Below are 24,274 nucleotides of genomic sequence, written 5' to 3'. Positions count from 1 at the left end.
CTGCCTGACCCTTATGGAACGATGGAGCGGGACTGCATCCCGCGCGACCAGTCGAGCGCGGCCGCCATCGACGGCGACATCGAGGCAGCGAGCATGTTCTCGATCATCGCCGTCTTTTCGATGATCTGCATGATCGCCGAGACCCGCGCCTGTCCGGTCGCTTGCCGCTGGGCGAGGCTCGATCGCACCTCGGCAACCTGAGCGCGCCAAATCGCGAGTTTCGCTTCATCGGCCGCGATGAAACTCGCCATCGAGCGTCCAGCCTCTGCGGTGATGCGTTCAAGGATGGCATAGAGGAGATCGATGCTGGCAATCTCGGCCAGCGTGTCGCGGTCGTCGGTTGCCATCCCGCGACCATAGGCCGCCTGTACGGTGAGGATCTTGTAGAGCGGCACCGATGCCACCTGGAGCAATTCCTTTTCCTCGTTGCCGATCGCTGTGTCGCTGCGGATGGCCTCGACCATGCTGCCGATGAGCCGGGCAACGCGCGGCCGGATGGCCTTTGCGCTCGTGAGGCTCATCTGCTGGAACGTGGGGTTGAGGCACTGGTCGGGCTCTTCGCACTGGAACACCCGCACCGACTGGCCCTGTGTCCCGTCGAGCAGCGCGGTCACCAGCGTAGAAGAGGCATCGCCCGCGAAAGGCACGAACTTGCCCGGTTCGTCGTCGCGGGGCGGCACGTAGATCACCGTGCCGATGAGCGTCATCGCATACTCGGCAAGATCGCGGTCGAAAGTGCCACCGGGGTTGAAGAAGGCGCTCTGCTTGAGGACATGCCAGGTGTAATTGCGCGGCACACCGGGATTGACGTCGGCATAGTCGGCGCCGGCGCTCTCATTGGTCGACGCGCGCTGGCCGCGCGTCCCGCAGCCATGCTTGGCGGCGGCATAGTCGGTGAAGATGCCTTCGGAATTGCCGATCGCTTCGCAGATCGCCTTGTCGGCGAGATCGCCCTTGGGCCAGACGCCGCCGACCAGCCCCTGCGCCATCTCGCAGGAGTTGATCGAGAGGTTGTTCATGAGCTGCGCCTTCTGGCTGAACTCCTGCATGATCTTGTTGCACTCGGGGCAGACGGTATCGATCGCGAGGCTGAAGGCGAACCCCACCGCATTGTTCGCGACGGCCTTCAAGAGCGCGACCATTTCACTTGCGTTGATGAAGGAGAAGGACCCGGCGAAGATATCGATACCGCCGCAACCAGCGCGGGCACGCGGCAGCTGGAGATTGGCGATGTTGGTCGTTTTCTGCGGGAAGCGCGTCCAGACATTGCCGAGGCTGTAATAGCCCGCCGACTGGCCTTCGAACGCGCTCGGCCCGGTGACATTGGCTGCAGCGCCCATGTCGTCCATGAAGCGGTCCATGCTGTCGCCGACGTTTGCGGCGACGGGGGACGCGACCATGCTGGCGGCAGCTATGCTGAGCGCCGCATTGCGGATGCTAGTAATCATGTCCGGCTTCCTTCGAGGTGAGGAGGTAGATGCGGTCCTGCAGCTCGTCGGCCGAGAGCACGCCGTATCCGATCGGGATCGGGCGCCTGGCCACGCTGTCCCACAGCACGAGCGCCGGGGTAATGCCGGGTTCGAGCCCCATGCGCGGCCGCTGGCCGCTTTCGACCTTGTAGTCGGGGAAGTGCCGGGACGGTCCGCCATCGGTGGAGATCGCCCGGACAGTGATGTGCCAGCGGTCCGCCACCGAGCGCACGATCGGGCTCATCACTTCGCACGCGCCGCAGGTCTGGGCGAAGAAGTAGAACAGTCCATAGCGTTCGGAGAGCCTGGCCATCACCGCGTCGCGGTCGGCAGCGCGCGCGTCCTGCCATTGCTTCTTGGCGAGCGCGCCGACCGGTCTTTCGAGCGTGTAGTCGAGCTCGGGATCCTGCCAGATCGCGCGCTGCCAGACATCGGAGAACAGCGAAGCCCGGTCGAGCTGGGCACGCTGGAAGCGGATGTAGGCGGTGACGTTTTCCGGCGTCGGATAGAGGATTGCGCGTGCCTTGAGTTCGCGCAGTTCCCCCGTGACCGCGTCGAGTTCTTGCGTTGCGGTTACCTGGGCCGGTTGCTGCGCCATCTGCGGCTCGTCTGCCGGCACCGGCTTTACGCAATAGAACCAGTAGCCGAGCCTCCGCTGCTCGCAGTAGAGGGTGTCTGCCGAGGCAGCTGGCTCTGCCTGGCGCTCTTCCTGGGCAACTGCCCGAACGGGAAGCAGTGCAGCGAGACACATAGCCAGTGCTGGGAGGGCCAGCATCGGCAGTGATTGGCGGCGCGTCATTGGCCACTCCTTGCGTAATAGTCTTCGATTTTCTGCTGGATAAGGATGCTGGTCTCGAGCTCGTCGGGGAGCCGTGCAGCCTCGGTGAACTCGGCATAGACCTCGCTGAAATCCATCTGGCTGAGGTCGAGCCGGGCGAACTCGTCGAGCGTGAAACCCTCGCACTGCTCTTCCTTGGGCTTGTCCCACGGCTTGGGCAGCTGGAGGCGGCCCTGTTCCTGCAGGATCCGCGAGAGCTTGCTCTCGAAGCAGCAGTAGACCTTCTTCTTGGTCAGGCAGACGCCGAGGAACTTGTCCGAACAATAGGTCCCGACATAAGCGCACAGTCCCTGCGCATCGCGTTCGTGGAGCAGCACTTCCTCGCGGTTGCAGCCGAGCGCGACGAGCAGGCTGATTCCGGGGATGAGCGGGAAGCCCTTGCCCTTGCAGCAGTTGAGCACGCCGAAGACCTTGGAGGAGCAGGTGTTACGCGTGCCCCGGAACAGTGTCAGCGTCTCAGGATCGAACTGGCCGCGGGCCTCGTTCATCGCATGGAGGGCGGTGACGGCATCCTTGAACTCATCGTTCGCGGTGCGCTCGATCGTCTCGCAGCTGCCGTCGATGCAATAGACATCACCGTCGCAGACAAACTGGGTGGAACTGTCGTTCCCGGGAAGCGGGCACTCGTAGATGCGCTCCCAGGTCTCGCATGGAGTTTCGTCAGTGAGACATTCCTCGCGGACAAAGCGGCAGGTGCCCTGACTTTCGATGTCGGAGCAGTCGGTCGCCGCTTCGCGCGCGATACAGGTGTAGCTGCGTTGCCATTCCCAGCAGGGCCTGGTGACAGAGACGCCGTCGATCACGCGCGTCTGCGGATCGGTGTCGGTGCAGATCTCGGCGTCCAGCGTGCAATCGCTATTGCCTGCGAGACCTGTGCACTGGCTTTCGTCAGGGGTCGTTGTTACGGTGGTCGCCGTGGCGATGCGGTAGGGCGCCTGACCTGCGACCTGTTCGTCGCAAGTCAGCTCGGTAAGGGGATCACCGGGCTCGGTGCACCACTTGCGCCCGCCGGACCAACCCCACTGCAGGCAGGGACCGTCCCGGTGTCCGGTCACCCGGCAAAGGGCGCCCGAAAACTCTTCGCAATCCGGCGCACCTGACAGGCTGAAGCTGCCCATTGGGCTGCAAAGGTAATGATACTCCGGTTGCTGGCTGACCCTGGCGACGAGTGGCACCGTGCATTGGCCAACCGACTGATCGATCCGTGTGCCCGTATTGCAGGTCGCGGTATAGGTGCCCGCTGAATACGAACCAGGCGGCAGCGGAACGCACGATCCCTGGCTGCCCGAAATGGCCATGCCGCTGGTGTAGTCGAGCGGCGTCTCGTTGATCGCGAGACTGCGGGCAATCACGTCCTCGATCTCGTTCGGCTCGAACCTTGCGCGATTGGTCATGCTGTCGCGGATGGTCCGCATCGGCGTGCTGGTCGGCGCGGCGCTACGGGCGCGGGCCTCGATCTGGTCGGGATCGCGCGCAAGATCCTGCAGGTCGCGCGTCGCCTGCGGATCGAAATTGGGAACGCGCGCCGCGTCGGGATTGGTCGTTGCTGCCTCGCGCGCCTCGCCCAGCAGCTCGGTGGCAAAGTCCTTGCCATCCGCCCGGGCTTCATCGCGGGTCTGAGCGTGAAGCGCCGATGCACTGGTCACGGTGATGATCGCGGCAAGGATATTGGCGAGAGTTCTGCCGGTCATGGCCGTTCCTCCCTGGAGAGCTGGCGCAGATGGAGACGGGCAAGCTCGGCGCCCGGACCCTTGCCCGAGGCGAAGGTATCGAGGACTTCGCTTACGCTGATGTTGCCGGCGATACGGTCGTGTGGCGGCACCTCGCTGGTGCAATCGAACCCGTCGCATGGGCTGAACTCGGTGCTGAGCATGACGAAGCTCGGCGCGGCCTCGATGTTGAACGCGCGAAACAGCCTTGGATCAATGCCGAGCGAACCGGCCGCGTCGCGGGTGCTCCAGATGGCGGCGAGCCGCTTCTTGAACGCCTCGCTGTTTCCTTGCGGGAAGCCGCGCAGCACGGTGACGCCTCCCGCCCTGGTCATGTCTTGGACCAGTGCTTTCAGCGCCTCGGGCGGCATCGACAGGCTGGCAAAGGCAATGAAGCGCGGTGCTCCCCCGAGCGATGCCTTCTCGGCGGCAGCTTGCCCCGCGATCATCGCGTCGAAGTCGAGGACGGCGTCGGTCTCGATTGCCTCGATGCTGTCCGCATAGGCTGCGCGATTGGCCTGCGCTTGCGCCTGGATAGCCTGTGCATCCTCGGTCAGTGCCTCGGCGCGCTGGCGGACATTGGTGCTGAGCGCCTGCGCATCGTCGGCGTGTTCGGCCGCGCGCTCGCGGATCGCTTCGAGATCGATGCCTTCGGGCGCGCTCTGGGCGAGAGCGAGGCCACCGAGGGTGACGGCAAGGCCGACGGGCAAAAGGAGGAGGTGCTTGTTCATAGCGCGCAGCAGTTCCGCTTGCGCCAGACGAGATATCCCATGTCTTCGCCGATGGCGGGGATGACCTGTCCGGCCGATTGAAAGGTGGTTGAGGCGCCGACGGGCGGGCAGGCGTAACGGCCCGAGGTCGCCGGGTTTGGGTTGGTGGCCTGGAAGCGGTATTGCTGCTTGCGCATCACCGGCATCAAATATTTGCCGCACAGTCCCTTGGACCCCATCGTCCCCCACGACACGAGTTCGCGGTGGAGCTTGTAGGCAAAGCGCGAGAGCACGAGCCGCGATGCCTGGACGTGGCCTATGCTGGCCGAGACATTGCCGTTCATCGGATACATCGATCCCTGGCAGCCCGCGCACCAGAACATCTCGTCGATCGGCAGCTTCGCGGTCGAGGCGACGCAGTCGGCCGCACAGGCAGCGAGCGCCAGCGGGTTGGCAAAAAGCACGGCTTCGGGGTTGATGATCGCGGTAAGCTCGGAATCCTGCCACAGCGGATCGATCTCGGAGATGTAGAGAATGTCGATCGAGCCCGATTCCAGGCACAGGAAATCGGCGACGATCTCCATCCAGTAGATCAGCGGATAGGCATACCAGTGGACGTGCCAGCTCGAATAATACTGGCTCGCGCCGCCCACCGCCGACGGACCCGAGATCGAGCGAAAGCCGATATCGAAACCCGGATCGAGTTTCATGCCGCCGAGGTTTACGAAGCACCACGGCTTCATGCTGACATCGGCAAGCCGCACCGGTTCCCAGAAGCCCATCGCGATCCCGGGCCTTAGACCGCACAGGCACACCGGCAGATCGGGGTTATCGGGATCGGGCCGGCTCGACGGCCAGATGTCCAGTCCGCCGATGGAGATCGGGAACAGGCACGACCAGCAGATGTCGGTGATCGGGTTGACGAAGCTGCCGGTGCAGCGACCGGGACCGGCATCGGCCATGGCGGGCGTTGCGGTGGCGAGACCAAGAATAGCGGCCAGAACAAGCGCCAACTTTCTTAGACGGGTCATTGGGCTGACCTCCTTTTCGGTGGCAGCGCGATTTCGCTGATTTCCAGCAGGCGGCCCTGCTGGCGCACGCGTGCGGGCACCGACCTGATCCCGAACCTCTCCGTGAGCTTGCCGCCCTGATCGAAATAGAAGCGGCGCTGGCGAGCCTTCATCAGCTCGAGCGGCGCGCCCTTCACCAGGATCAGCTTGGCATTGGCGTCCTGCTTGAGCGCCCAGGTGAGTTGATCGGGATCGTCGCCATCGAGGAACAGGAGATCGGCGCGAAGGCCGACGCTGTCGAGCGGATTGACCCTCGTGCCGGCGGCATGGATCAGCTCGCCTTTTGCCCCGCGGATATCGGCAGCGAGCGTAATCGTCGGATCGAATTGCCAGCGCCGCGCTTCGCTGGCCCGGACGATTCCCGCGACGGGGTCGGGTCGGCCCACCCGCGCGATCGTACGGCGCTTCAGGTCTTCATTGAGCCGCGCGGTTTCTCCCGAACGTTCCATCTGCGTCAGGCGCGAATGGATCTGCTCGAGGAGGTCGCGCTCGATCACGGGAAACACCGTGCCGCGCTGGCCATAGTCGCGTGCCAGCACCTCGGCAGGGCAGAGCAGGACTGCAAGCAGGGCCGTAGGGAGGATGAGCTTGCTCACAGGATCGCCCTCCCGCTGCCGAGGATCTGGCCGTGGCAGACGAAACCGATCTCGGCGTAGCGGCTGTCGAGGCCGCGGGGATGGCTGGTCCCGGTGTAGAAGCAGCCGTCGGGGATCGGTCCTTCGGGGCCTTTGTGAAGCGCAATGCCGAGACGGGTCATATCGAGCCGCGCGGCGATCTTGCGCCCGTTGATGAAGACCTCGTGGCCACGGTGGCTCACGACATCGCCCGGCACGCCCAGCACCCGCTTGCCGAAGAGCTGCGCGCCTTTTCCGAAATGCACTTCGACGAGCCTGTTTGCCGGCGGCTCGAAGAAGATCAGGCTGCCGCGCTCGATCCGCGCGTGCTTGTCGAGCCAGAAGGCCCAGTTGGGCAAGCTCGGGCTGGCATTGATGAGGAAGGCATGGTCCTTCGCGAAGGCGTCGACTGCGCCCCATCCGAGCGGCAACAGCACCAGACCGGTCAGGACCAACGGCCGTTTGATCGTGCGGACAAGACGAGAGGCAAACTGCGTCACTGACGGCCTCCCTGCTCAAGCTGGCGGGCGATCCGTGCGCGCAGTTCGTCGGTGGCATCGGGGGCATCGCCCGCGAGCACCGCTTCGCCGACCAGCACCACGCGGCCATTGGTCCCCATTTCTGCAACGGCGCGTTCGGAAGCCTGAAGGAAGGCAAGCACGCGCGCCTGGCTGGCTTCGGGATCCTGTTGGCCGCGCGCTTCGGCATCGACGAAACCCGCGATGGTCTCGGCAAGCCGGACGGTCACGATCTGCTGGTGCGGCTCGGTCAGCTCTCGGCTGACCCAAGCCGCCCAGAGCAGCGCGGCCACGAGCGCGAGCATGCCGATAATCTTGAGCAGCAGCGGGCGATTAAAAGAGTGTAATCTGCGCGTCTCAGTCACGGTTTGTCTCCCGGGCCGGATGGTTTTCGAGATCGGCCGCGAGCCGCTTGAGGAAGCGCGGCATGCGAAACAGCGTCACCGCGCCAGCGAGGACGAGGAAGCAGCCCTTGAGGTCCTGGCTGAACAGGCTGCGGCGCAGGCTGTCGGCTTCGAGATATCGGTCCGACAGATTGGCGAGCTGGGTGAAGAGGCCGCCAAGGTCCCAGCCCGCAACGAACAGGAACAGCGCGAGCGGCAATCCCAGCACGATGAGCAGCGAGGTCGCGGCAAAGCGCGCGGTTTCGATGAGGACGAAGCAGCTCCCTTGCAGGAACGGCAGCAGGCTGCGGAGGTTGGCCGGAGGGGTTCGGTCGGCGAGATGCGAGACCATCATTGTCCGCCTCCCGCCACGATGCGAATGGCATCGGCGAGGCTGTGCCCACGCCGTTCGCAGTCCTGGATCGCCGCATAGGTGTCGGGATCGGAGGAGTAGATCGTCGCCGAGAAGGGATCGAGCACGAGCCGGCCGACCGCCTCGGTCTCGGGACCCTTGATGAAGACCTCGCTGTACTCGGTCCCCGAACGCTTGAGGCTGCGGATCAGCGTCTCGGTGCGGTCGTCCATGTCGAGCCGCGCGTTCGCCCTGAAATCGGCGATCGTCTCGGCCTTCTGCTGAAGCACCAGCATCCAGTCGCTGTTCTCGAGCGCGGCGCGCGCGCCATCGGACTTGTAATAGTCATTGAGGGACTGGGTCGCGGTGGCGAGCGCGCCGCCATATTTGCGCGCAGTGCGGGCATAGGTCTCGACGAACTCGCCCATCGAACCGCCCTTGAGCATGGCCCAGGCCTCGTCGATCAGCAGCAACTTCTTGGTCGCCCGCGATGAGCGGGTCATCGCCTGGCTGGTCATGAACATGATCGCCGAGAGGACGACGCTGCGCAGTTCCTCGCGGGACGCGAGATCGCTCATCTCGAAGACGGTGAAATCATCGTCGAGCGCGAAGCTCGCCTTGCCTGCAAAGAACCCGCCGTAGCTGCCGCCGCGGCAGAAGGGCGCGATTGCGGTGGCGAGATCGCGGCCCGCCTCGCTTTCCGAACCGTGGAGAGCGTGCGCGACATCATCGACCGATGCGCCGCTTCCGAGGGCCTCCCAGGTCGCGGTTACGGCCCGGTCGATGAGCCCGCGTTCGGTGTCGCTCGGCGCGGTGCCGGGACGCGCCATCTGGCCAATGATCGCCTTGATCATGGCAAAGCAGTCGAGGCGGTAATCCTCATCTTCGTGCGCACGGGCATCGTCGACCATCGAGAAGGGGTTCAGGGAAAAGCCCGAGGCGAGCGTGAACTCGACGAAGCGTCCGCCCTGCAGTTTGACCGAATGCTCGAAGCTGCGCCCGTCGTCGATCACCACGACCTTGGCGCCTGCGCCGCGCAAGGCAGCGCATAGCTCCTGCAGCAGCACCGACTTGCCCGAGCCCGACTTGCCGCAGATCGCGATATTGTGGTTGCCGGCAGTGTTTTCGAACGGTGACCACCAGAAGGGCTGGCCGCGGCGGCCAACGAGCAGGAGGTGCGGGATCACGCCGCCGAGGTACTCGCCCTGCATCGGCGCGATATGCGCCGCCGTCGTCGAGAGCATGGTCTTGAGACGCTTCAACCGCGCCATGTCGTCGGCGAGGCCATCGGCAAGGCTAAGGGGAAAGGAAGCGACGAGGCCTTGGAGCTGGAGGAAACGCTCGTCGGCAAGGTCCCAGCCCGCCGCCTTGTAGATCGCCTTGATGATGCGTTCGTGCGCGTCGCCCTGGCCGAGCGGAGAGATACTGGTGAGCCCGTAGAACAGCTTCACAAGCTTCTTTCCGGCCTGGAGTTCGGCCTGGACGTGGCGCCATTCGGCCGACTGTTCGGCGAGCTTGGGTAAGAAACGCGCGCTCTTGGTCTGGCTGAGGCTGGTCGTGCGCATGAACTTGAAGCCCGCGCGCGCCGATGCGGCTTCCTGGTCGGGGTAGACGAGGCACAGCATGGTCGCCGTCGGACAGGGGAAACGCAGCTTGTCGGTGAACATGTCTCCGATGAGCCGCGCGCATTCCCAAGGTGCCCAGCGCTCAGGGGTAGAGCGCACGGCATAGTGCCGCACGTCGAAATGGTCGGGATAGCATTCGCCGACTTCGGGATTGCCCTCCTCGTCTCGGCCGGTCTCGCGAAAGCGCTCGGTCCTGAGGATCAGGCGATCGTCGCCGACCTCAAGCTCGATGTCGCGGCGGATGGCCTGGACATCGAGCGTATCATGCGGGTTCCACGCATGGATGTCGGTCTCGTGCGCGGTGGTAGGCGAAGTAAGCTCGTCGATCAGCGCCAGCAATCCGCCCGGACGCAGCTCTTGCGCGTGGAGGCCGAGCGAATGGAGCATGCCCATCAGCCCTTCGCGGCATTCGGAGAGTTCGGCATCGGTCACACTGCCGGGCACTGGCACGCCGAGCGAGACGATCAGCCGGACGTTGCGAGCATGGAAGGGCGCATGCGCCGAGCCCGAGCTCCAGACGAGATCGTAAAGGCGTCTGGTGCGTGCCCTGGCGATGGCCTCGTAGATCCCGCCCTGCTCGTAGCGCGGAGCGAACCAGGGGCCAACCACGCTGCCGATCCGCGGAGATGCGAAGTTCAGGACCTGGAGGCAGGCGCCCTGCGGCAGGCCTTCGGAGAAGAACTGGCCGAGGATCTCGCCGGTCCGTTCGTCGGCCCCGATCAGCGGGGTGACTTCGAGCACGAAGCCCTTCGAGCGGGCGTTGCGGTAGAGCTTCGCCCCCTCGTCATAGACCCGGTAGGGCAGCCAGTCCGAAAGCATGTCGAGCCCGAAATGCGCCGGCGGCTTTTCAGGACGGGCCGTGTCGGCAAACAGGCCCCGCGAGAGCGCGTCGCGCGCGGCAGCAAGGGATAGCGTCACCGGCTCTCTCCTTCAGGTGTTTCACGGTGGGGGACCGGCTCGCGGGGAGGGGAAAACGAGCCAGGTCCCCCGGGTTCCGGCGCGTCAGCGCCGGGCATCGCCGGAACGGGCTGCGAGGGGATGAACAGCTGTTCCGGCAATGTGTCTGCCTCTTGGGTTTTTGGCGGTTGGAAATCGGGTGCGGGGTTGCCCTCGCGCGTCGCGGCAATGGTCGATGCCAGCGAGCGCAGGACTTCGCGGCGGCCTTGCGGGGCGCGCCAGCCTGTCCCTGCCTGTTCGGGCAGCGTCAGGTGAACGACGCGCGCCTCATGGTCGCGGCCCGCCGCATCGCGGTAGGGCGTCAGCACGATCTGCAGGCGGCGAACCGCTTCTCCGGTCGGGGTCACCGTCCGATGCGCGTGAGACGCGTCAGCCTTTTCGAAGCCGGTTGCCCCGGCATCGATTGTGGAGGTCGGCGCGCAAGTCCCTTCCGGAGCGCGGCAGGCGAAACTGCCTTTGACGTTTCCGCCAAGGCTGGCGCAGCCACTGGCCAAAAGGAGCGGCGCAGCAAGCACCACGGCGCGAAGGATCGGAAGCCGGCTCATTGCGGCTCTCCCTTGCCCTCTGCGACGAAGCGGCGGATCGCCGCGGCATCGCGGTAGCCATGCAGCACCGCCCCATCGCGGGCGCGCACGATGACCGGAGTTCCGGCAAATCCGTTGGCTTTCGCGAAGGCTTCGTTGGCATCGAGCGCCTTCGCGCTCTTGCAGGTCTTGCCGGTCGCCGGAGCCTGCCCGGCGTAGGCTGCATGGAGTGCCTTTGCCGGATCCTTGGCGCACAGCACCGCCTCGGAAATCTTGCGGCTTGCCGCCCCGAAGATCGAGATCGGTCGCTCTTCGACATGGACCCTTGCCTTGGCGAGTTCGGCAGTCAGGCGCTGGCAATACCCGCACTGGAAGTCCGAGAAGACGACCAGGCGTTCGCCCTTGGGGTTGCCCCAATGGATCGCGCCCGCAGCAGGAAGCGACGAGAGGTCGACATGGCTGGCGGCCGCCTGGACGGGCGCTTCGTCGCGTCCCGCCGGCGCATCGCTGGCTAGGCGCGCCGCCCCGGCCGCGAGCAGATCGGGATTGAGTTCGAGCAGGCGGGCGGCAGTGACGTCGCGCCGTTCTTCCATGTCGTAGAGACGGCCTACGAACAGGTAGCGGGCGGTCTCGTCGATGTAGAACAGCGTGTCACCCGAGACGACTTCGCACCAGGGGCCAAGCGTGTCGCAGCTGATCGCATCGATCGGGGTCTTGGGCAGCCGCAGTTTCAGCGCCTGCGCGACATCGCTCGCCATGCCCGCGGCGCTCGCAGGCATCGCAGTGACGGCAGAGACGCCGAGCGTCAGCACGGCGGCGGCGCTCGAGAGGGCAAGGGCAAGGTGGGCGGCGCGCGCCTTCAGGCTTGGCGGCGAGTCATTGTAGTTCATTTGGAGGGGCTCCTGACGTGGACGCCGTCGAGAAAGACGATCTCGACCTCGATGCCGGTCGGCATCTCGACGACGGGTTGGTATTGTTCGGCGCGTTCGATGAGGTATCGGCTGACGGTGTCGGCGGCTTCGCCGGCACCCTGGCCAAAGCCACCGGCGAGGATGTCGGTCGGCGACAGCGCCTCGCGCTGACCGTTGGCGCCGACCTGGCCGGTAAAAATGCCGTTGGCGTTGGCGGAAAATCCGCGGCCGAAGCCGCCCACAATCCCGGCGAGCAGCGCCTGGCTGACAAGGCTGCCTTCGCGGCTGACCACGCGGCCGCGCACGCCCGACTTTCCGGCGAAGGAGATGAACCCCTTGACCTCGCTCACCGCGAAGCGCCCACCGGGTTGCGCGCAGGTCATGCGCACCAGCTTGACGTAGACCTTCTCCGCCGAGAGATCGCCGCGCGCCGCGCCATTGACGAGGCAGCCGGTGATATCGGTGGTGAGCAGTTTGTTGCCGCGCATCACCGAGCGGGCCGGACCGGTGATCCGGAGCACCACGGGAAGCGGATCGCTCTGGCTGGCAACGCCGGTCGAGGCATCGACACCCACGATGACCGTTGCCGGTGCGTAGCTGTTGGGCGGAAGGTAATCGCGGCTCGCTTCGAGCAACAAGGCTGGCGCAGTCTCTGCCGCACGCGGCTTGCCGTCCTTGCCCGTCTCCGCGCTGAAGCTCATCAGGCTGAGCTGTCCGCCTTGCGTTTCCGGCGCTCCTTGCGGTGGCTGGACAGCTCCGCCGGTGCCGACGCCGGGTCCATAGGCAGGTGGCGGTGGCAGTGGCGGCGCGGCGGCAGGTGCCTTCGCAGCTTCGCTCAGCTGTGATCGCAGATTGGCATTCTCGGCCGAGATCGCGTCGATCGCCGCCTGGCCGTCGGAGCGCATCTGCGCGTTCTCGCTGCGCAGGGCTTCGAGCTCCTGTTCGATCTCGGGGCGCGGCAGCTGGGCCTGCTGGAGATCCTTGATCGCGCGGCCCTGTGCATCGAGCCGGTTACCGTAGCTCGCGACGAACTCGCGCTGCGAGAGGTTACGATTGACGAGGCCGCCGGTGTCGATTGTCGCCGCACCATTGGCATCGGTGCCAGCCTCGTCGCCGTCGCCGCCGAAAATGAACATGCCGCCGCCGATGAGCGCGATGGCCCCGATCCCGGCGAGCAGCATCTTCTGGCGCTGTGCGATCTGCGAATTGAGGTTGCGCCGTCCGCTTTCTCGCGCTTCCGGCGAGCCCGGCAGAGGCCTCTTTCCGGCGTCCTTCTGTGGTGCCTCGGCCATCAGTCGAGTCCTCCCTTGGCAAAGACTAGGAAGGCACTGGTCGCTTCACCGGGAGCGAGTGCATCGCGGCCATAGGCAAAAGCGAGCGCGCCTGCGGCACCTTCGCGCTCGGAGCCAAGCGCAAGGCTTTCCTGGCCGAGGTTGCGCACGAGGAAGCGCTGTCCGGTAAGTTCATCGCCCTGGTATTCGGCGACCAGCTGGACCTCGATCCCGCCGGTACGGCGCGGAGCCGACAGTTCGGCGCGGGCAGTGAATCCGGGCAGGACGGCATCGCTCGCCATCGCCTCGATCAGGCGGATCGCGGCGTCCTCGGGACCGGTCTCGGTCTCCCATTCGGTGGCCGCGGCTTTAGCGAGCGCGGGATTGGTGATGAAGAGCTGGGTCGCTTCCTCGCCGCCGAGACGGCAGGCGAACTTGTAGACGTAGCCCGCCTTGCTGGTCGCAAAGAAGCTGACCCGGGCAGCGGCAAATTGCGGGGGCACGGAGATATAGATGTCTCCGCGCACTGGCTCGTGCGTCACCTGGAAATCATTGTAGGGAAAACCGCTCGCGATCTTCGAGACATTGGCAAAGCCGTCATCGATAAGCGCGATCCGGGTGAGTTCGCCGCGAGCGAGCTCGCAGTCGATGGTCGCGTTGTCGGCCGCTTCGACGAATTGGTCGGCATACGCCGGGACCGGCGCGAGCGCGAAGGCAAGCACGGCGAGGCCGGTCAGCTTGAGCCCGGGATCGGGGCGCCTTGTCGCGCCGATCGCGAAACAGGCAAGGCCGGTTCCGGCAAGCGCAGCAGCGAGGGGAGATGGGAGAAGGCTCATTGGCCGGGTTCCTCCTTGTCGGTGGGAAGTTGCTCAAAGCCGGCGAGCGCAAGGCTGAGGCCACGCTTCGACCAGCGGAAACGGAAAGAGCGGCGCTGGCTCGCGATCACCTGCGCGCCGACGAAGGTCTTGAGCGTGCCGGTGACGGTCGAGGTCAGGGCCTTGGGATCGAGATGCATTTCCGCGATCACGAAGGCCTGGCTGATGTCCGAGCCGCGCTGCTCCTCGACGATCCGGACGAGCTCGGCCTTGAGGCGGCCGTGCGCGGCGGGATCGGCGAGCTTCAGGATATTCGCCATCCAGTAGTCGAGGCTTTCCGGTGCGCGATTGAGGAGCATCAGCGCCGTGTCGCGGGTGACGAGCTCGAGATAGGGCGCGTCGATCCCGCCGCTCGAGACGGTGATCCGCTCGGCGGTGATCGGCACCAGCACGACTTGCTCGTCGCGGGTAACCGCGGCGCCAAGGCTGACTAGCGTGGTCAGGCCCAGGACAAGTGCCAGCACGGCAAAGCGGTTGCGTTGCCGGAGGTAGGTCTGCGCCTGTTCGTGCGCGAATTCTGCTCGCATGGGTCGCCTCCCTCAGCCCGCCAACAGGCGGCAGTGGGAGGGCGGCGTGGCTTTCAGTCCGAGAAAGCTCCCGGGCAGGTACCAGTACGCAGCATGCACCAGTGCCGAACCGGCGCCGCGTGCCTTTGCCTTCCGCAAGGCAAGCCAGGCCCCGGCGGCCAGGCCGATACCGATGAAGATATGCTGCGAAAGAATGCCCCAGGCGAAGGGAATGAGAATCCCTGCAAACTCGTCGATGGTCCAGAAGCCGATGAGCTCCGGGTCGTCGAGCCGCCGTGGAACGAGATACCTGTCGGCCATGCCGCCCTCCTGTCGTGACCGGATCCGCTGATCAGATGACCGCGGTCACGACCGAGGTGACAATCGGAACGCCGGTACCGACACCGATCCCGACGCCGACCGGCACCGCGACCTGGCCGAGCGAGAAGCGCCCGGAAGCGAGGCCGATCAGACCGCCCGCAAGGCTGAGCACGGTGATGATCTTGCCGCCCGAGCCTTCGAGAAAGTCGGTGAACTTGGTCAGCGCGGGATCGAAGGTGGTGTCCGCGCCGGCAAAGGCGGCACCGGCGCAGGCCAGCGCCGCGCAGGCGGGGAGAATGTAGTCGCGGCCACGAACGCGGTTGGGCGTGCGCTGCTGGACCGGAAGGGCAGTCTTGGTGGTCATGGATGGAAACTCCGAGGGGTTGAACATCAGCCAGCGATGCGTTCGCTGTATGTTCTTTCCTCTCCCCGGAGCCGGGCTGTAGGAAATCGGGAACTGGATTTTGAGGCTGCCGACCAAGCAAAAAGCGACATCTGGAGGTGCGATGGCCGTGATTCGCGCAGGCTGATCGCGCAGCAGCGCCGACAGTGCCGAATTCTGAGCGAAGCGAGCCGCGCTATGCGCGAACGCGGCCGAAATTCGCGCGAATCGTCGAAGGAAGCTGATTCGTTCCTTCCTTCATGTTCTTTAAATGTTCTTTTTGTTTTCCTACAGGCTTCCTTCGCGGTTAGCCGGAGAGTCGATCACATATGGAGATAAGGATTCGTCGATGACCAACATGACGCTCTTTGCCGAACAACAGGTTCGCGCCGACCTCGCCCGGCTCCTTTTAGCAGCTGTCGAAGCCAGCGGTCGTGCTCGCTGCGACATCGCGCGCGACGCGCTGGTCCACAAGGATGCCCTGCGCCGCGTCCTTGCCGGCGAACGCTCGGCCAGCCTCGGCGAAGCCTTGCGCATTCTTGCCGCGAGCGGCGTCGCGCCGCACGCGCACCTGCTCCTATTCCTCGTCAGCAGCGGCGATCACGCGACCGCCTGGCTGCAATCGGACCTCGCGCAGTTCTTCGAGGACTTTTCTGGCGAACTGCCTTCAGCGCTCGAGCGTGTCTTGGGCAACCAGGTTCACGACGTGAAGCCGCGCTGGGCTAAGGGCACCGCTCATCGTGTTGCACGGCTGCTCTCCGATCACATCGATGAACTTGAACGCAAGGACGCCCTGCTTGGCGATGTCTTTGCCGGTGTCGAAGGAGGCCATCGTGGGTGAAGGGGTCGCCAAGGGAGCGACCGAAACCCGCCGGGTTACCCGTCTCATCCGTCTTCCGGAAGTGCAACACCGCGTCGGGCTAGGCCGTTCGACGATCTATCGCTGGATGGCCGAGGGCAAGTTTCCAAAGCCGGTGCAGCTAGGCGGATATGCAGTGGCGTGGTCTGAAGCTGAAGTCGAAGCCTGGATCGCAGGTAAGCTGAAATGACCGGAAGTGGGCCGTAATCAGACTGTCCGCTTCGAGATCAGGTTAGTGTAGAGCAAACGATCAAAATTGATCGCCTAGCTTACCGGCATAGGGGGAATGAATCATTACTGCTTCAGCCACGAGCGCATCGTCCTCCTCGTCGAGACAGAAGGCCTTGACCTCAGTATCGATCAGGGCACCGAACAGTTCGGCCATGTTGTCCAGCCAGTCGGGACCACCGACAATTGCGTAGCGATCAAGCCGCTTGATAAACTGGGCTTTCGCCTTCGGAATGCTTGTCGAACCCAATGTAGCGAGGTCGAAGCCATGCCAATTCTTCACACGCGCCATCATCCGTGATGTATGGCGGGCGTCCAGCGCTGCCTTGAGTTGGGCGATAATTTCCTCTGCGTTCTGACGGTCTATCCGGCCATCGAGCTCGAATGCGACGATCGACGGGTCACCAACGTCGATCATGCGAACGGCATCGCCGTGCGGGCGATCGGTCTGGCCGAGCACCCAGTCGCGCGCCTGTTCAGCTTTGTCGCAAGAGAACACCTCATAGGTCACACCGGGCAGCATGGCGCTTCCGATCCGAGCAGCGGTGCGCAGCCACGGCTCATCGGCGACGATTGCGATCCGATCAAGCTTGCCGAGCATCTTCACCAAGGCGCCGAAATGCGACATCTCTTGCCAGACAGCAGAGAAATCCAGTCCATCGATGTCCGCAAACTCGAACAGGAGGTTGGATTTCGCGGCCCCATCTAGGCCCTCTGCAAACGCCACGAACCTGCGAACATCGTCCTCGGTCAATTTCTGACTCACAATAATGCGATTCACGGTGGGAGCGATTTGTTCGATCTCAAGCATGGCGATTTATTTCAGGGATTTCAGTTGCTATTAAAATAATTATCAGATAGCGGCTGTCAACATGTTCAGGCCCGATTCTCCTTGTTCGACCACCGCGCGCCTTAGATTGCAGCGGGCTGCAATCGTCATGTGCTGCGCTGCTTCGGCCGCGTGTGCTTCGCCCAATCTGGAGCCACCCGAAATTGCTCGGAACTTGCCGCCCGCTTTCGCAGGCGGGGGCGTTTCCGCACAGCCTGATGACGACTGGTGGAATCGTTTCGGTGACCCACGCCTAGCAGCGCTGATCGAAGAAGCGGTGAGCGAGAGCCCCCAAGTGGGGCAGGCGCTCGCAAGGGTCGAACAGGCCCGCGCGCAGGGCAGTATCCAACGCGCGGATCAACTTCCGCAGGTTTCTGCGGGCTTGAACGCGTCACGCGCGCAGCAGACGCTAGGGGGACTGGGGCCAATAGGCGCAATCCCCGGTGTCGGGGGCGGAGATGGAGCGGAAGCTCCAACCAGTTTCACGACCGAGAACTACGATCTGTCCGTGAATGTCAGCTGGGAAACGGATCTGTTCGGTGCACTTCGAGCCCGTTCCGCTGCTGCGCGTGAAGAGTTTCTCGCCAGCGAAGCGAATTTGAGAGCCGCGCGGCAGGCCGTGGCCGCGCAGGTGGCGCGCAGCTATTTCGCATTGGTCGAAGCACGCGCGCAGGTCGCGCTATCGGAAGAAGTGGTGGAGACCTTCGGCGAGATCGCTCGCCAAGTCGGCAACAGGGCCGATGTCGGAATCGCTCCGCCGAACGACAAGCTGCTGGCCATCTCCAACCTGGAATCAGCCCGCGCCGGTTTGCAACAGCGCAGGGAGGCCGTCGAACGCCTGACGCGGCAGCTGGAATTGCTTCTCCGCGATTATCCTTCGGGAACACAGGCGACGACTGCATTGCTGCCTCCCATCCCGGAACCGCCGCCGACCGGCCTTCCTGTCGACCTTCTGACCCGAAGGCCCGATGTGGCAGCTTCGATGTTCCAGCTACGGGCCGCCGGATTCCGCACCGCCGCCGCGCAGCGTTCACTGCTGCCGTCCCTGAACCTCACGGGATCTGCCGGCACTGCCAGCAACGAACTTGGCGATCTGCTCGACGGGGATTTCTTCGTCTGGTCGATCGCCGGACGCTTGCTGCAACCGATCTTTCAAGGCGGTCGCTTGCGCGCGCAGGTGCGCCTCGCCGAAGGGCAACAGGACGAAGCCTCTGAACGCTTTGTCGAGACGCTGCTGACGGCTCTTTCGGAAGTCGAGACCGCACTGGCAGTCGACGACGATCTGGCCGCGCGTGAAGCTGCACTGGTCGCAGCGGCGGAAGCTTCGCAGCAATCGGTCGACATCTCGTTCAACCGGTATCGTGCAGGCATCGATCCCTTTCTGACGGTGCTCCAGAGCCAACAGGGGGCGCTCGATGCCCGTAGCGCCGTCATCGCCACACGGCGTGCGCGTCTTGAAAACCGCGTCGCACTTCACCTCGCGCTCGGCGGTGGCTTCGGCTCGCCCGCTGCCACTCCGCAATTCACAGGTGGCGCTTCAACCGCCCAAGTTCCGCAGGATTACGACCAATGAAATTTCGATTTTTGCTGTCCGCCAGCATAATGCTGGCCCTTTCGGCCTGTGGCAGCGGTGCCGAGGACGCAGATGGCGAAGAAACCGAGGCAGCTGCACAGGCGCAAGCGATAAGCGTCCGGGTTGCGCGCGTGCAGACCGGCGACATCCAGTCCTGGGTCTACGCCCAAGGGACAGCCCGTGCTGGTGAGCGCGAATTTCTGAGCTTCGAAAGTGCAGGGCGGGTAGCCTATGTCGACCCCCGGCTCGATGAAGGCGACCGGGTTCGCCGCGGTCAAGTCATTGCCTATCAGCAACAGGCGCGCGCCGAAGCAGGCGTTGCCAACGCCCGCGCGAACCTCGCGGGTGCCCGCACCGAGGTGGCCGTGGCACAGGCAAACCAGCGCGAAGCCGCTGCCAACCTCGAGCTCGCACAGGAGACTTTCGAGAGGTATCGCCAGTTGCTGGCGCTGAATTCCGCTTCCGAGCAGGAATATGACGAGGCAGAGGCTCGTCTGGCGCAGGCGCGAGCGGCAAAGGCAAAAGCGGACGCCCAGCTCGCCTCTGTCCGTTCCAGCGTAAATGCCGCGCGGGCGCAGGTCGATGAAGCGCAGGTGAGCGTCAGCGAGAGCCGGATCGTGTCGCCGATCAACGGTGTCATCGCGCGCCTCAACATTGAGCAAGGCCGCTATTTTTCACCGCAAACGCTGCAGACAGGTAGCGAGTCCGGCGCGCTCTCGACAGTGCCTGTCGTCATCATCAATCCCTCCTTCTTCGAGATCACCGTGCAATTGCCTGCCTTCGAACGCGATGCGATCGAGGTAGGATCGGAAGTCCTGATCGATGCGGGCGGCTCCACAGAGGCCACCGGGCAACAGGCAGCCGAACGCCCCGGCATCGGATCCGGGCGCGCTCCAGGTCTTGCCGTCAGCGATTATGCCGTTGGCGGGCGCGTCACCGCAATCTCGCCTTCGCTGGATCCGGAGCGACGTTCCTTTCAGGTGACCATCCGCAGCAACAGCGGATCGGTGCGCCTTCAGGATGGGGAGTTCGTCACCACCTGGATAGCGGGTCGAGAGGCCACTGACACCGTCATTGTCCCCTATGACGCGATCCGGTTCGAGGACAATGCGGCCTATGTTTTCGTGTATGATCCGCAGACGCGCGTGGCGCGGCGCACAGCGATTCAACTCGGGCTTCAGGGCATCGAGGGGGTTGCTGTCATATCGGGCCTCGATGCTGGAACGCCAATCGTCACAAGCGGTGTCGAACGCCTTTCCGACGGCGACAGGGTTCGCCGGATTGGCGAGCAACGTCGCCGTAGCGGTAGCCGCACGGGTGAAGCCCAGTGAGCAATTCAGCTACCGACGACAATCCGCATATCTTGTCATCCGAGCCTGATAAAGCGGGTGCGACCGAGAGCGAAGCGGTAGCGAATGCCAGTCCGCTCGCACGGTTCTTCTTTCTCAAGACCACATTCGGCATCCTGCTGACCACGCTGCTCGTCGTGGGCGGGGTCATGGCCTATTTCAGCTTGGTCAAGGAATCGCTGCCCGACCTCGACATTCCCCAGGCGACGATCACCACAACCTGGCCCGGTGCCGACCCGACGACGATCGAGGAGCAGGTGACTCAGGAGATCGAGGACGAGTTGACGACGCTCGCCGACGTCAAGGCCATCAACAGTGCGTCGTTCGACAGTTTCTCGCTCATCTCGGTTGAGTTCGACGCCAGCGCCGATTCCGATGACGCAATCGCGCGACTGCGAGAGTCAGTGGCCGACGCCGAGGCAGAACTGCCTTCCGAAGCGGAGAAGCCAACCGTCGAACAGGTTTCGGTCGATGATCGACCGGTGCTGACCGTCGCGCTCTATGGCGAAGCGGGGCCTGCGGCGTTCAGCGCGCTCGGAGAAGATTTGCAGGACCGCCTCGAGCGTATCAATGGCGTCAACGAGGTGGATCTGGCGGGCGTGCGTGAAGAGATCGTGCAGGTTCTGCTAGAACCGCAGCGATTGCTCGCGCTCGGCCTTTCGCCCGTAGAGGTTCGCAACGCGATTACCCGCGCCAACCTAGAACAGCCCTTCGGTGAAATCGAAAGCGAGGAAATCGGTGCGGTCGTTCGCCTGGAAGGTCAATTCCGCACGGTCGACGACCTTCGCGCACTGCCGGTAACCCGTTTTGGCGACGGAGCGACGGGCAGACCCGTTCTGCTGGGTGAGGTCGCGACCGTCCGGCGCCAGTTGGAAACCGAGGACTCGCGCACATTCTACAGCGAAGATGGCGAGCGCTTCCGCCCTTCGGTCAGCCTGTCGGTCAAGAAAGTTCCGGGTGCGGACACCATCCAGCTTATCGACGAGGTCATCGCCGAGATCGACGCGTTCTCGCAAAGCAATGGCTGGCCGCAAGGTGTCGACTACACCGTGGTCCAGGACGAAGCTGAGACAATCTGGGACTCGCTCATCAGCGTATTCAACAATGGCTGGCAGGCCATGCTCGCGGTTTTCATCATCCTGTTTCTGGTGCTGAGCTGGCGCGAAGGGCTGATAGCTGGCCTGTCCATCCCGGTGACCTTTGCAGGCGTACTGATCGTCGTGCTGTTGATGGGCTATTCGCTCAACGAGCTCGTCATTATCGGCATGGTGCTGGCGCTCGGCCTCCTGGTCGATGTCTTCATCCTGATGATGGAAGGCCTGCACGAGGACATTTACAGCAACAACAAGAGTTTCGGTGAGGCAGCGCTTAGCACGATCAATCGCTATGCCGTGCCTGCCTTCGCTGGGCAGCTCACCACCATTTTGGCGCTGGCGCCATTGATGGCCATCGGCGGCGTCTCGGGCAAGTTCATCCGTGTGCTGCCAATCACGGCGATTGCGTGTCTGGTGCTCGCCTACATCGTTGCCCTGTTCGCGGCGGTCCCGCTGTCGCGTTATCTGCTCGAGCGGGTCGCGAAAGGCGATACCGAAGAGAAAACGAGCAAAGCGGACGAGCTTTCGGTGAAGGCCTCGAACTGGCTGGAAGGATGGACACAGGCGAATATCATTTCAAGCCGCAAACGCGCCTGGACCTGGGTAGGCGGCGCGGTCGGCGTATTCATCCTGTCATGCATTGCCATCGCGCAGACCTCGCTCGTGCTTTACCCCAAGACCGACGGCGAAAACCTGGGGATCAATATCGAGCTGCCCGCTTCGACCCAGCTCGCGACATCGCAGCGGATTGCCGACGATGTCGGGGAGATCCTGCGTGAAAAGCCCTATTTCGCCGATGTCCTGAAGCTTGTAGGCAGGAAGAGTCCCTTCGCCGGAGGATCGGTCGCGGCGTCGCTTCAGCCTTCGACGGCGGAGAACTTCATCGGCTTCTCCGCGACCTTCGTCGACCGCGAGAATCGCGATGCCGCCGGATACGAACTGGCCGACGAGCTGCGCGAGGAACTGCAGACTTATCTCGATCGCAATGTCGCAGGCGCGGATCTTCTCGTGGTGCCCGAAACCGGGCAGCCGACGACCGGCGATCCCATCGAGATCGTCCTGACCGGCCCCGATATGGGCAGGTTGCAGGAACTCTCGGAAGAGGTTCAAGAATTGTTGAAGGACGAGGCAGGCGTGGTCGACGTTCGAGACAACCTCGGGAGCGTCAAGGGTGAGATCGCGCTTCAGCCGAACCGCGAGGCACTGGATTTCTTCGGCCTGACGCAAGCCGACCTGGCCGCGCAAATCCGCTTCGCCCTGTCGAACGATCAGGTGGGCGAGTTCGTGACGCCCGGTCCCGAGGACGACCTTGAAATCCGTGTCGGCACCGACTGGCCGAGCCGGAGCGGCTTCGAGGCTGGCGGCCCGTCGCGCTACGAAGAACTTGCGATGGTGCGCGCCTTCACGCCGCGCGGGGAAAGCGTAGCGCTGCTCTCGCTGCTCGAGCCGGTGCAGTCTGAAGCCGCCGTGGCCGTCAGTCACAAGGACGGACAGCGGGCGCTGACCGTGCTGGCGAAGAACCAGGATCGCGCCGTCACGGAAATCATCGAAGCGCTTCGACCCCAACTCGACGCGGCTCAGGAAAGCTGGGCCGCCGACTATAGCTATGCCGTCGGCGGCGAGGCGGAAGAAACCGCCGAGACATTTGGCTCGGCGGGCATCGCATTGGCGGTGGCCATCATCATGGTATTCGGTGTCTTGGTTATCGTGTTCGACAGCTTCCCGCAGGCTTTCATCCTCATCACGACCATGCCGCTGGCACTGATCGGGACGTTCCTCGGCTTTTTCACCTTCGGCCTCAGCCTGTCCTTCTTCGCCGTTGTGGGCGTGATCGCGCTGATCGGGATCGTGGTAAATAACGGCATCGTCATGGTCGATACGATGAACACGCGACTACAGGAGGGCATGAGCATCGCAGACGCTGCAGCGCGCGGCGCGGCAGACCGGCTCCGCCCGATCCTGACGACATCGGTCACGACCATCGTAGGCCTGATCCCGCTCGCCATCGGTAGCCCGATGTATCGGCCGCTTTGCTTCGCAATCATGTTCGGACTGGTTTCGTCGACGATCCTGTCGCTGTTCATCATCCCGGCGCTCTACACCCTGCTGACTCGCAAAAGCCGCGCCCAGGCCGAGGCGCTCGATTAATGCGTCGTTTCGCGACCCTGTTGCTCCCCCTCGCATTGGCTCTTGGTGGATGCGCGACCTGGCCCGACCGGATCGAGCGCACGCCGTTACAGGCCGAGCAAGCGCAGCTGCCGGGCTATTCCGACGTGCGCTACTGGGCGGACGCAACCGCAGCCGAGTTCAACGCAATGCGTGTGGAGATGGAGGCACAGCAAGGAGCAGAACAACCCGCCATCCTCCTGGCCCTTTCGGGCGGCGCGCATGACGGTGCCTATGCAGCGGGCTTCTTGACGGGTTGGAGCGATAGCGGCGAACGACCGCAATTCACTATCGTTTCCGGTGTCAGCACGGGCGCCCTCATAGCGCCCTTCGCCTTTCTTGGTTCGACATATGACGAGCGGCTTCGACAATTCTACACCGGGATCAGTCGCCGGGACATCTACCGTCAACGCGGCATCGTCGGACTGCTGACCCAACCGAGTTTCGCGGATACCACACCGCTAGCCGAGCTTATCGCGCAAAACGTAGATGAGGTGCTGCTGGCGGCTGTCGCGCGGGAGCATGCGAAGGGTCGGCGACTCCTTGTCCAGACGACGAACCTCGACGCAGCGCGCGGTGTCATCTGGGATATGGGCGCGATCGCCGCCAGTCAGGCACCGAACAGGCTTGCCCTCTTCAGACAGGTTCTGCTGGCATCGGCGAGCGTTCCCGGGCTGTTTCCACCTGTGCTCATCGATGTGACCGGCGGGAAAAGCCAATTTGCCGAAATGCATGTCGACGGCGCGGCAACTGCAGGTTTTCTTGCTCTGCCGGAGAGCCTGCTCGTTGATAGCAATGGCGCAGGTGCCACCGGCCAAGAACAGATTTACGTGATACTCAACGGGCGACCGCGACCAGAATTCGAGGTGATCAAACCGAACACCTTCGAAATTATCGGCCGCGCGCTAGATACGGTGTTGTCTGCCCACGACAGAGCTTCCGTGCTGGCAGTGCAACAGTTCGCCACAACCAATGGCGTCGATTTCAATGTGACTTTCATCGGGCCCGAATTCGACAACGAGTGGGAAGAGCTGTTTTCGCAGCAATATATGACCGAGCTTTACGCCCATGGCGTAAGCCGAGGCGAAGCGCGTTCCTGGTTCCCGAGCCTCATGGAAGCCGAGGGCGAAGGCCAATGACA

Annotated in this window: 24 protein-coding genes; 6 read left to right on the top strand and 18 right to left on the bottom strand. The window is 63.9% G+C overall.

Going from position 1 to position 24,274, the window contains the following annotated elements; genetic code table 11:
- Window positions 1-11: 11 nt before the first annotated feature.
- From Q9K01_RS11810 to Q9K01_RS11730, 17 genes are read right to left on the bottom strand one after another with little or no spacing between them, the layout of a single operon-like run.
- Complete coding sequence (locus Q9K01_RS11810; protein ID WP_305930441.1) at window positions 12-1,448, bottom strand: conjugal transfer protein TraH; 1,437 nt, start codon at window positions 1,446-1,448, stop codon at window positions 12-14.
- Complete coding sequence (locus Q9K01_RS11805; protein WP_305930440.1) at window positions 1,438-2,268, bottom strand: conjugal transfer protein TraF; 831 nt, start codon at window positions 2,266-2,268, stop codon at window positions 1,438-1,440. The genes Q9K01_RS11810 and Q9K01_RS11805 overlap by 11 nt, the downstream gene beginning before the upstream one ends.
- Window positions 2,265-3,998 carry a conjugal transfer protein TraN gene (locus Q9K01_RS11800; RefSeq protein WP_305930439.1) on the bottom strand — a complete coding sequence of 578 codons (1,734 nt, stop codon included), beginning with the start codon at window positions 3,996-3,998 and terminating at the stop codon, window positions 2,265-2,267. The genes Q9K01_RS11805 and Q9K01_RS11800 overlap by 4 nt, the downstream gene beginning before the upstream one ends.
- The gene (gene trbC / locus Q9K01_RS11795; RefSeq protein ID WP_305930438.1) at window positions 3,995-4,747 is read right to left on the bottom strand and encodes a type-F conjugative transfer system pilin assembly protein TrbC; all 753 of its coding nucleotides are present in this window, start codon (window positions 4,745-4,747) and stop codon (window positions 3,995-3,997) included. Before trbC ends, Q9K01_RS11800 begins: the two co-directional genes overlap by 4 nt.
- Window positions 4,744-5,757, bottom strand: a complete 1,014-nt coding sequence (gene traU, locus Q9K01_RS11790; protein WP_305930437.1) for a conjugal transfer pilus assembly protein TraU — start codon at window positions 5,755-5,757, stop codon at window positions 4,744-4,746. The genes trbC and traU overlap by 4 nt, the downstream gene beginning before the upstream one ends.
- Entirely contained in the window at window positions 5,754-6,392 is a 639-nt protein-coding gene (gene traW, locus Q9K01_RS11785) for a type-F conjugative transfer system protein TraW (protein WP_006832442.1), read from the bottom strand. The genes traU and traW overlap by 4 nt, the downstream gene beginning before the upstream one ends.
- Entirely contained in the window at window positions 6,389-6,910 is a 522-nt protein-coding gene (locus tag Q9K01_RS11780; RefSeq protein WP_305930436.1) for a S26 family signal peptidase, read from the bottom strand. Before Q9K01_RS11780 ends, traW begins: the two co-directional genes overlap by 4 nt.
- Window positions 6,907-7,293: a TrbI F-type domain-containing protein gene (locus Q9K01_RS11775; protein WP_305930435.1), complete on the bottom strand. Its 387-nt coding sequence runs from the start codon at window positions 7,291-7,293 to the stop codon at window positions 6,907-6,909. Before Q9K01_RS11775 ends, Q9K01_RS11780 begins: the two co-directional genes overlap by 4 nt.
- Complete coding sequence (locus Q9K01_RS11770) at window positions 7,286-7,666, bottom strand: hypothetical protein (RefSeq protein ID WP_305930434.1); 381 nt, start codon at window positions 7,664-7,666, stop codon at window positions 7,286-7,288. Before Q9K01_RS11770 ends, Q9K01_RS11775 begins: the two co-directional genes overlap by 8 nt.
- Window positions 7,663-10,206 carry a type IV secretion system protein TraC gene (traC, locus tag Q9K01_RS11765; RefSeq protein WP_305930433.1) on the bottom strand — a complete coding sequence of 848 codons (2,544 nt, stop codon included), beginning with the start codon at window positions 10,204-10,206 and terminating at the stop codon, window positions 7,663-7,665. Before traC ends, Q9K01_RS11770 begins: the two co-directional genes overlap by 4 nt.
- Window positions 10,203-10,790, bottom strand: coding sequence for a hypothetical protein (locus tag Q9K01_RS11760; protein ID WP_305930432.1), 588 nt, complete (start codon window positions 10,788-10,790; stop codon window positions 10,203-10,205). The genes traC and Q9K01_RS11760 overlap by 4 nt, the downstream gene beginning before the upstream one ends.
- A complete protein-coding gene (locus Q9K01_RS11755) occupies window positions 10,787-11,659 on the bottom strand; it encodes a DsbC family protein (protein WP_305930431.1) in 873 nt (290 codons plus the stop codon). Before Q9K01_RS11755 ends, Q9K01_RS11760 begins: the two co-directional genes overlap by 4 nt.
- A complete protein-coding gene (locus Q9K01_RS11750; protein ID WP_006834211.1) occupies window positions 11,656-12,972 on the bottom strand; it encodes a TraB/VirB10 family protein in 1,317 nt (438 codons plus the stop codon). The genes Q9K01_RS11755 and Q9K01_RS11750 overlap by 4 nt, the downstream gene beginning before the upstream one ends.
- Window positions 12,972-13,787 carry a type-F conjugative transfer system secretin TraK gene (locus tag Q9K01_RS11745; protein WP_006834210.1) on the bottom strand — a complete coding sequence of 272 codons (816 nt, stop codon included), beginning with the start codon at window positions 13,785-13,787 and terminating at the stop codon, window positions 12,972-12,974. The genes Q9K01_RS11750 and Q9K01_RS11745 overlap by 1 nt, the downstream gene beginning before the upstream one ends.
- A complete protein-coding gene (locus Q9K01_RS11740; RefSeq protein WP_305930430.1) occupies window positions 13,784-14,353 on the bottom strand; it encodes a type IV conjugative transfer system protein TraE in 570 nt (189 codons plus the stop codon). Before Q9K01_RS11740 ends, Q9K01_RS11745 begins: the two co-directional genes overlap by 4 nt.
- 12 nt (window positions 14,354-14,365) lie before the next feature.
- Entirely contained in the window at window positions 14,366-14,653 is a 288-nt protein-coding gene (gene traL, locus Q9K01_RS11735; RefSeq protein WP_006834208.1) for a type IV conjugative transfer system protein TraL, read from the bottom strand.
- 31 nt (window positions 14,654-14,684) lie between these two features.
- Entirely contained in the window at window positions 14,685-15,017 is a 333-nt protein-coding gene (locus Q9K01_RS11730; RefSeq protein ID WP_305930429.1) for a hypothetical protein, read from the bottom strand.
- Window positions 15,018-15,384: 367 nt separating this feature from the next.
- On the opposite strand from Q9K01_RS11730, the gene Q9K01_RS11725 reads away from it, so the two are divergent.
- Window positions 15,385-15,876: a hypothetical protein gene (locus tag Q9K01_RS11725; RefSeq protein WP_305930428.1), complete on the top strand. Its 492-nt coding sequence runs from the start codon at window positions 15,385-15,387 to the stop codon at window positions 15,874-15,876.
- Entirely contained in the window at window positions 15,869-16,084 is a 216-nt protein-coding gene (locus Q9K01_RS11720) for a helix-turn-helix transcriptional regulator (RefSeq protein ID WP_305930427.1), read from the top strand. The genes Q9K01_RS11725 and Q9K01_RS11720 overlap by 8 nt, the downstream gene beginning before the upstream one ends.
- Window positions 16,085-16,144: 60 nt before the next feature.
- On the opposite strand, the gene Q9K01_RS11715 is transcribed toward Q9K01_RS11720, so the two are convergent.
- Complete coding sequence (locus Q9K01_RS11715) at window positions 16,145-16,933, bottom strand: SpoIIAA family protein (protein ID WP_305930426.1); 789 nt, start codon at window positions 16,931-16,933, stop codon at window positions 16,145-16,147.
- 61 nt (window positions 16,934-16,994) lie between these two features.
- Here Q9K01_RS11715 and Q9K01_RS11710 point away from each other — a divergent pair, with 61 nt between their 5' ends.
- From Q9K01_RS11710 to Q9K01_RS11695, 4 genes are read left to right on the top strand one after another with little or no spacing between them, the layout of a single operon-like run.
- Window positions 16,995-18,524 (top strand): efflux transporter outer membrane subunit, encoded by a 1,530-nt coding sequence (locus Q9K01_RS11710; RefSeq protein WP_340324271.1) that lies wholly within the window; start codon window positions 16,995-16,997, stop codon window positions 18,522-18,524.
- Window positions 18,521-19,855, top strand: a complete 1,335-nt coding sequence (locus Q9K01_RS11705) for an efflux RND transporter periplasmic adaptor subunit (RefSeq protein WP_305930425.1) — start codon at window positions 18,521-18,523, stop codon at window positions 19,853-19,855. The genes Q9K01_RS11710 and Q9K01_RS11705 overlap by 4 nt, the downstream gene beginning before the upstream one ends.
- Window positions 19,852-23,115, top strand: coding sequence for an efflux RND transporter permease subunit (locus tag Q9K01_RS11700; RefSeq protein WP_305930424.1), 3,264 nt, complete (start codon window positions 19,852-19,854; stop codon window positions 23,113-23,115). Before Q9K01_RS11705 ends, Q9K01_RS11700 begins: the two co-directional genes overlap by 4 nt.
- Window positions 23,115-24,272: a patatin-like phospholipase family protein gene (locus tag Q9K01_RS11695; RefSeq protein WP_305930423.1), complete on the top strand. Its 1,158-nt coding sequence runs from the start codon at window positions 23,115-23,117 to the stop codon at window positions 24,270-24,272. The genes Q9K01_RS11700 and Q9K01_RS11695 overlap by 1 nt, the downstream gene beginning before the upstream one ends.
- Window positions 24,273-24,274: the final 2 nt, after the last annotated feature.

Source organism: Qipengyuania benthica, assembly GCF_030717865.1.
In the GTDB taxonomy this organism is placed as follows: Bacteria; Pseudomonadota; Alphaproteobacteria; order Sphingomonadales; family Sphingomonadaceae; genus Qipengyuania; species Qipengyuania benthica.
This window is presented reverse-complemented; position numbering and strand designations above follow the sequence as displayed.

Bases quoted from the DNA above. Each gene is read 5' to 3' on its own strand.
- Q9K01_RS11810 (WP_305930441.1), bottom strand. From the start codon at position 1,448: ATGATTACTAGCATCCGCAATGCGGCGCTCAGCATAGCTGCCGCCAGC.
- Q9K01_RS11805 (WP_305930440.1), bottom strand. From the start codon at position 2,268: ATGACGCGCCGCCAATCACTGCCGATGCTGGCCCTCCCAGCACTGGCT.
- Q9K01_RS11800 (WP_305930439.1), bottom strand. From the start codon at position 3,998: ATGACCGGCAGAACTCTCGCCAATATCCTTGCCGCGATCATCACCGTG.
- trbC (WP_305930438.1), bottom strand. From the start codon at position 4,747: ATGAACAAGCACCTCCTCCTTTTGCCCGTCGGCCTTGCCGTCACCCTC.
- traU (WP_305930437.1), bottom strand. From the start codon at position 5,757: ATGACCCGTCTAAGAAAGTTGGCGCTTGTTCTGGCCGCTATTCTTGGT.
- Q9K01_RS11770 (WP_305930434.1), bottom strand. From the start codon at position 7,666: ATGATGGTCTCGCATCTCGCCGACCGAACCCCTCCGGCCAACCTCCGC.
- Q9K01_RS11760 (WP_305930432.1), bottom strand. From the start codon at position 10,790: ATGAGCCGGCTTCCGATCCTTCGCGCCGTGGTGCTTGCTGCGCCGCTC.
- Q9K01_RS11755 (WP_305930431.1), bottom strand. From the start codon at position 11,659: ATGAACTACAATGACTCGCCGCCAAGCCTGAAGGCGCGCGCCGCCCAC.
- Q9K01_RS11750 (WP_006834211.1), bottom strand. From the start codon at position 12,972: ATGGCCGAGGCACCACAGAAGGACGCCGGAAAGAGGCCTCTGCCGGGC.
- Q9K01_RS11745 (WP_006834210.1), bottom strand. From the start codon at position 13,787: ATGAGCCTTCTCCCATCTCCCCTCGCTGCTGCGCTTGCCGGAACCGGC.
- Q9K01_RS11740 (WP_305930430.1), bottom strand. From the start codon at position 14,353: ATGCGAGCAGAATTCGCGCACGAACAGGCGCAGACCTACCTCCGGCAA.
- traL (WP_006834208.1), bottom strand. From the start codon at position 14,653: ATGGCCGACAGGTATCTCGTTCCACGGCGGCTCGACGACCCGGAGCTC.
- Q9K01_RS11730 (WP_305930429.1), bottom strand. From the start codon at position 15,017: ATGACCACCAAGACTGCCCTTCCGGTCCAGCAGCGCACGCCCAACCGC.
- Q9K01_RS11725 (WP_305930428.1), top strand. From the start codon at position 15,385: ATGACCAACATGACGCTCTTTGCCGAACAACAGGTTCGCGCCGACCTC.
- Q9K01_RS11715 (WP_305930426.1), bottom strand. From the start codon at position 16,933: ATGCTTGAGATCGAACAAATCGCTCCCACCGTGAATCGCATTATTGTG.
- Q9K01_RS11710 (WP_340324271.1), top strand. From the start codon at position 16,995: ATGTTCAGGCCCGATTCTCCTTGTTCGACCACCGCGCGCCTTAGATTG.
- Q9K01_RS11705 (WP_305930425.1), top strand. From the start codon at position 18,521: ATGAAATTTCGATTTTTGCTGTCCGCCAGCATAATGCTGGCCCTTTCG.
- Q9K01_RS11695 (WP_305930423.1), top strand. From the start codon at position 23,115: ATGCGTCGTTTCGCGACCCTGTTGCTCCCCCTCGCATTGGCTCTTGGT.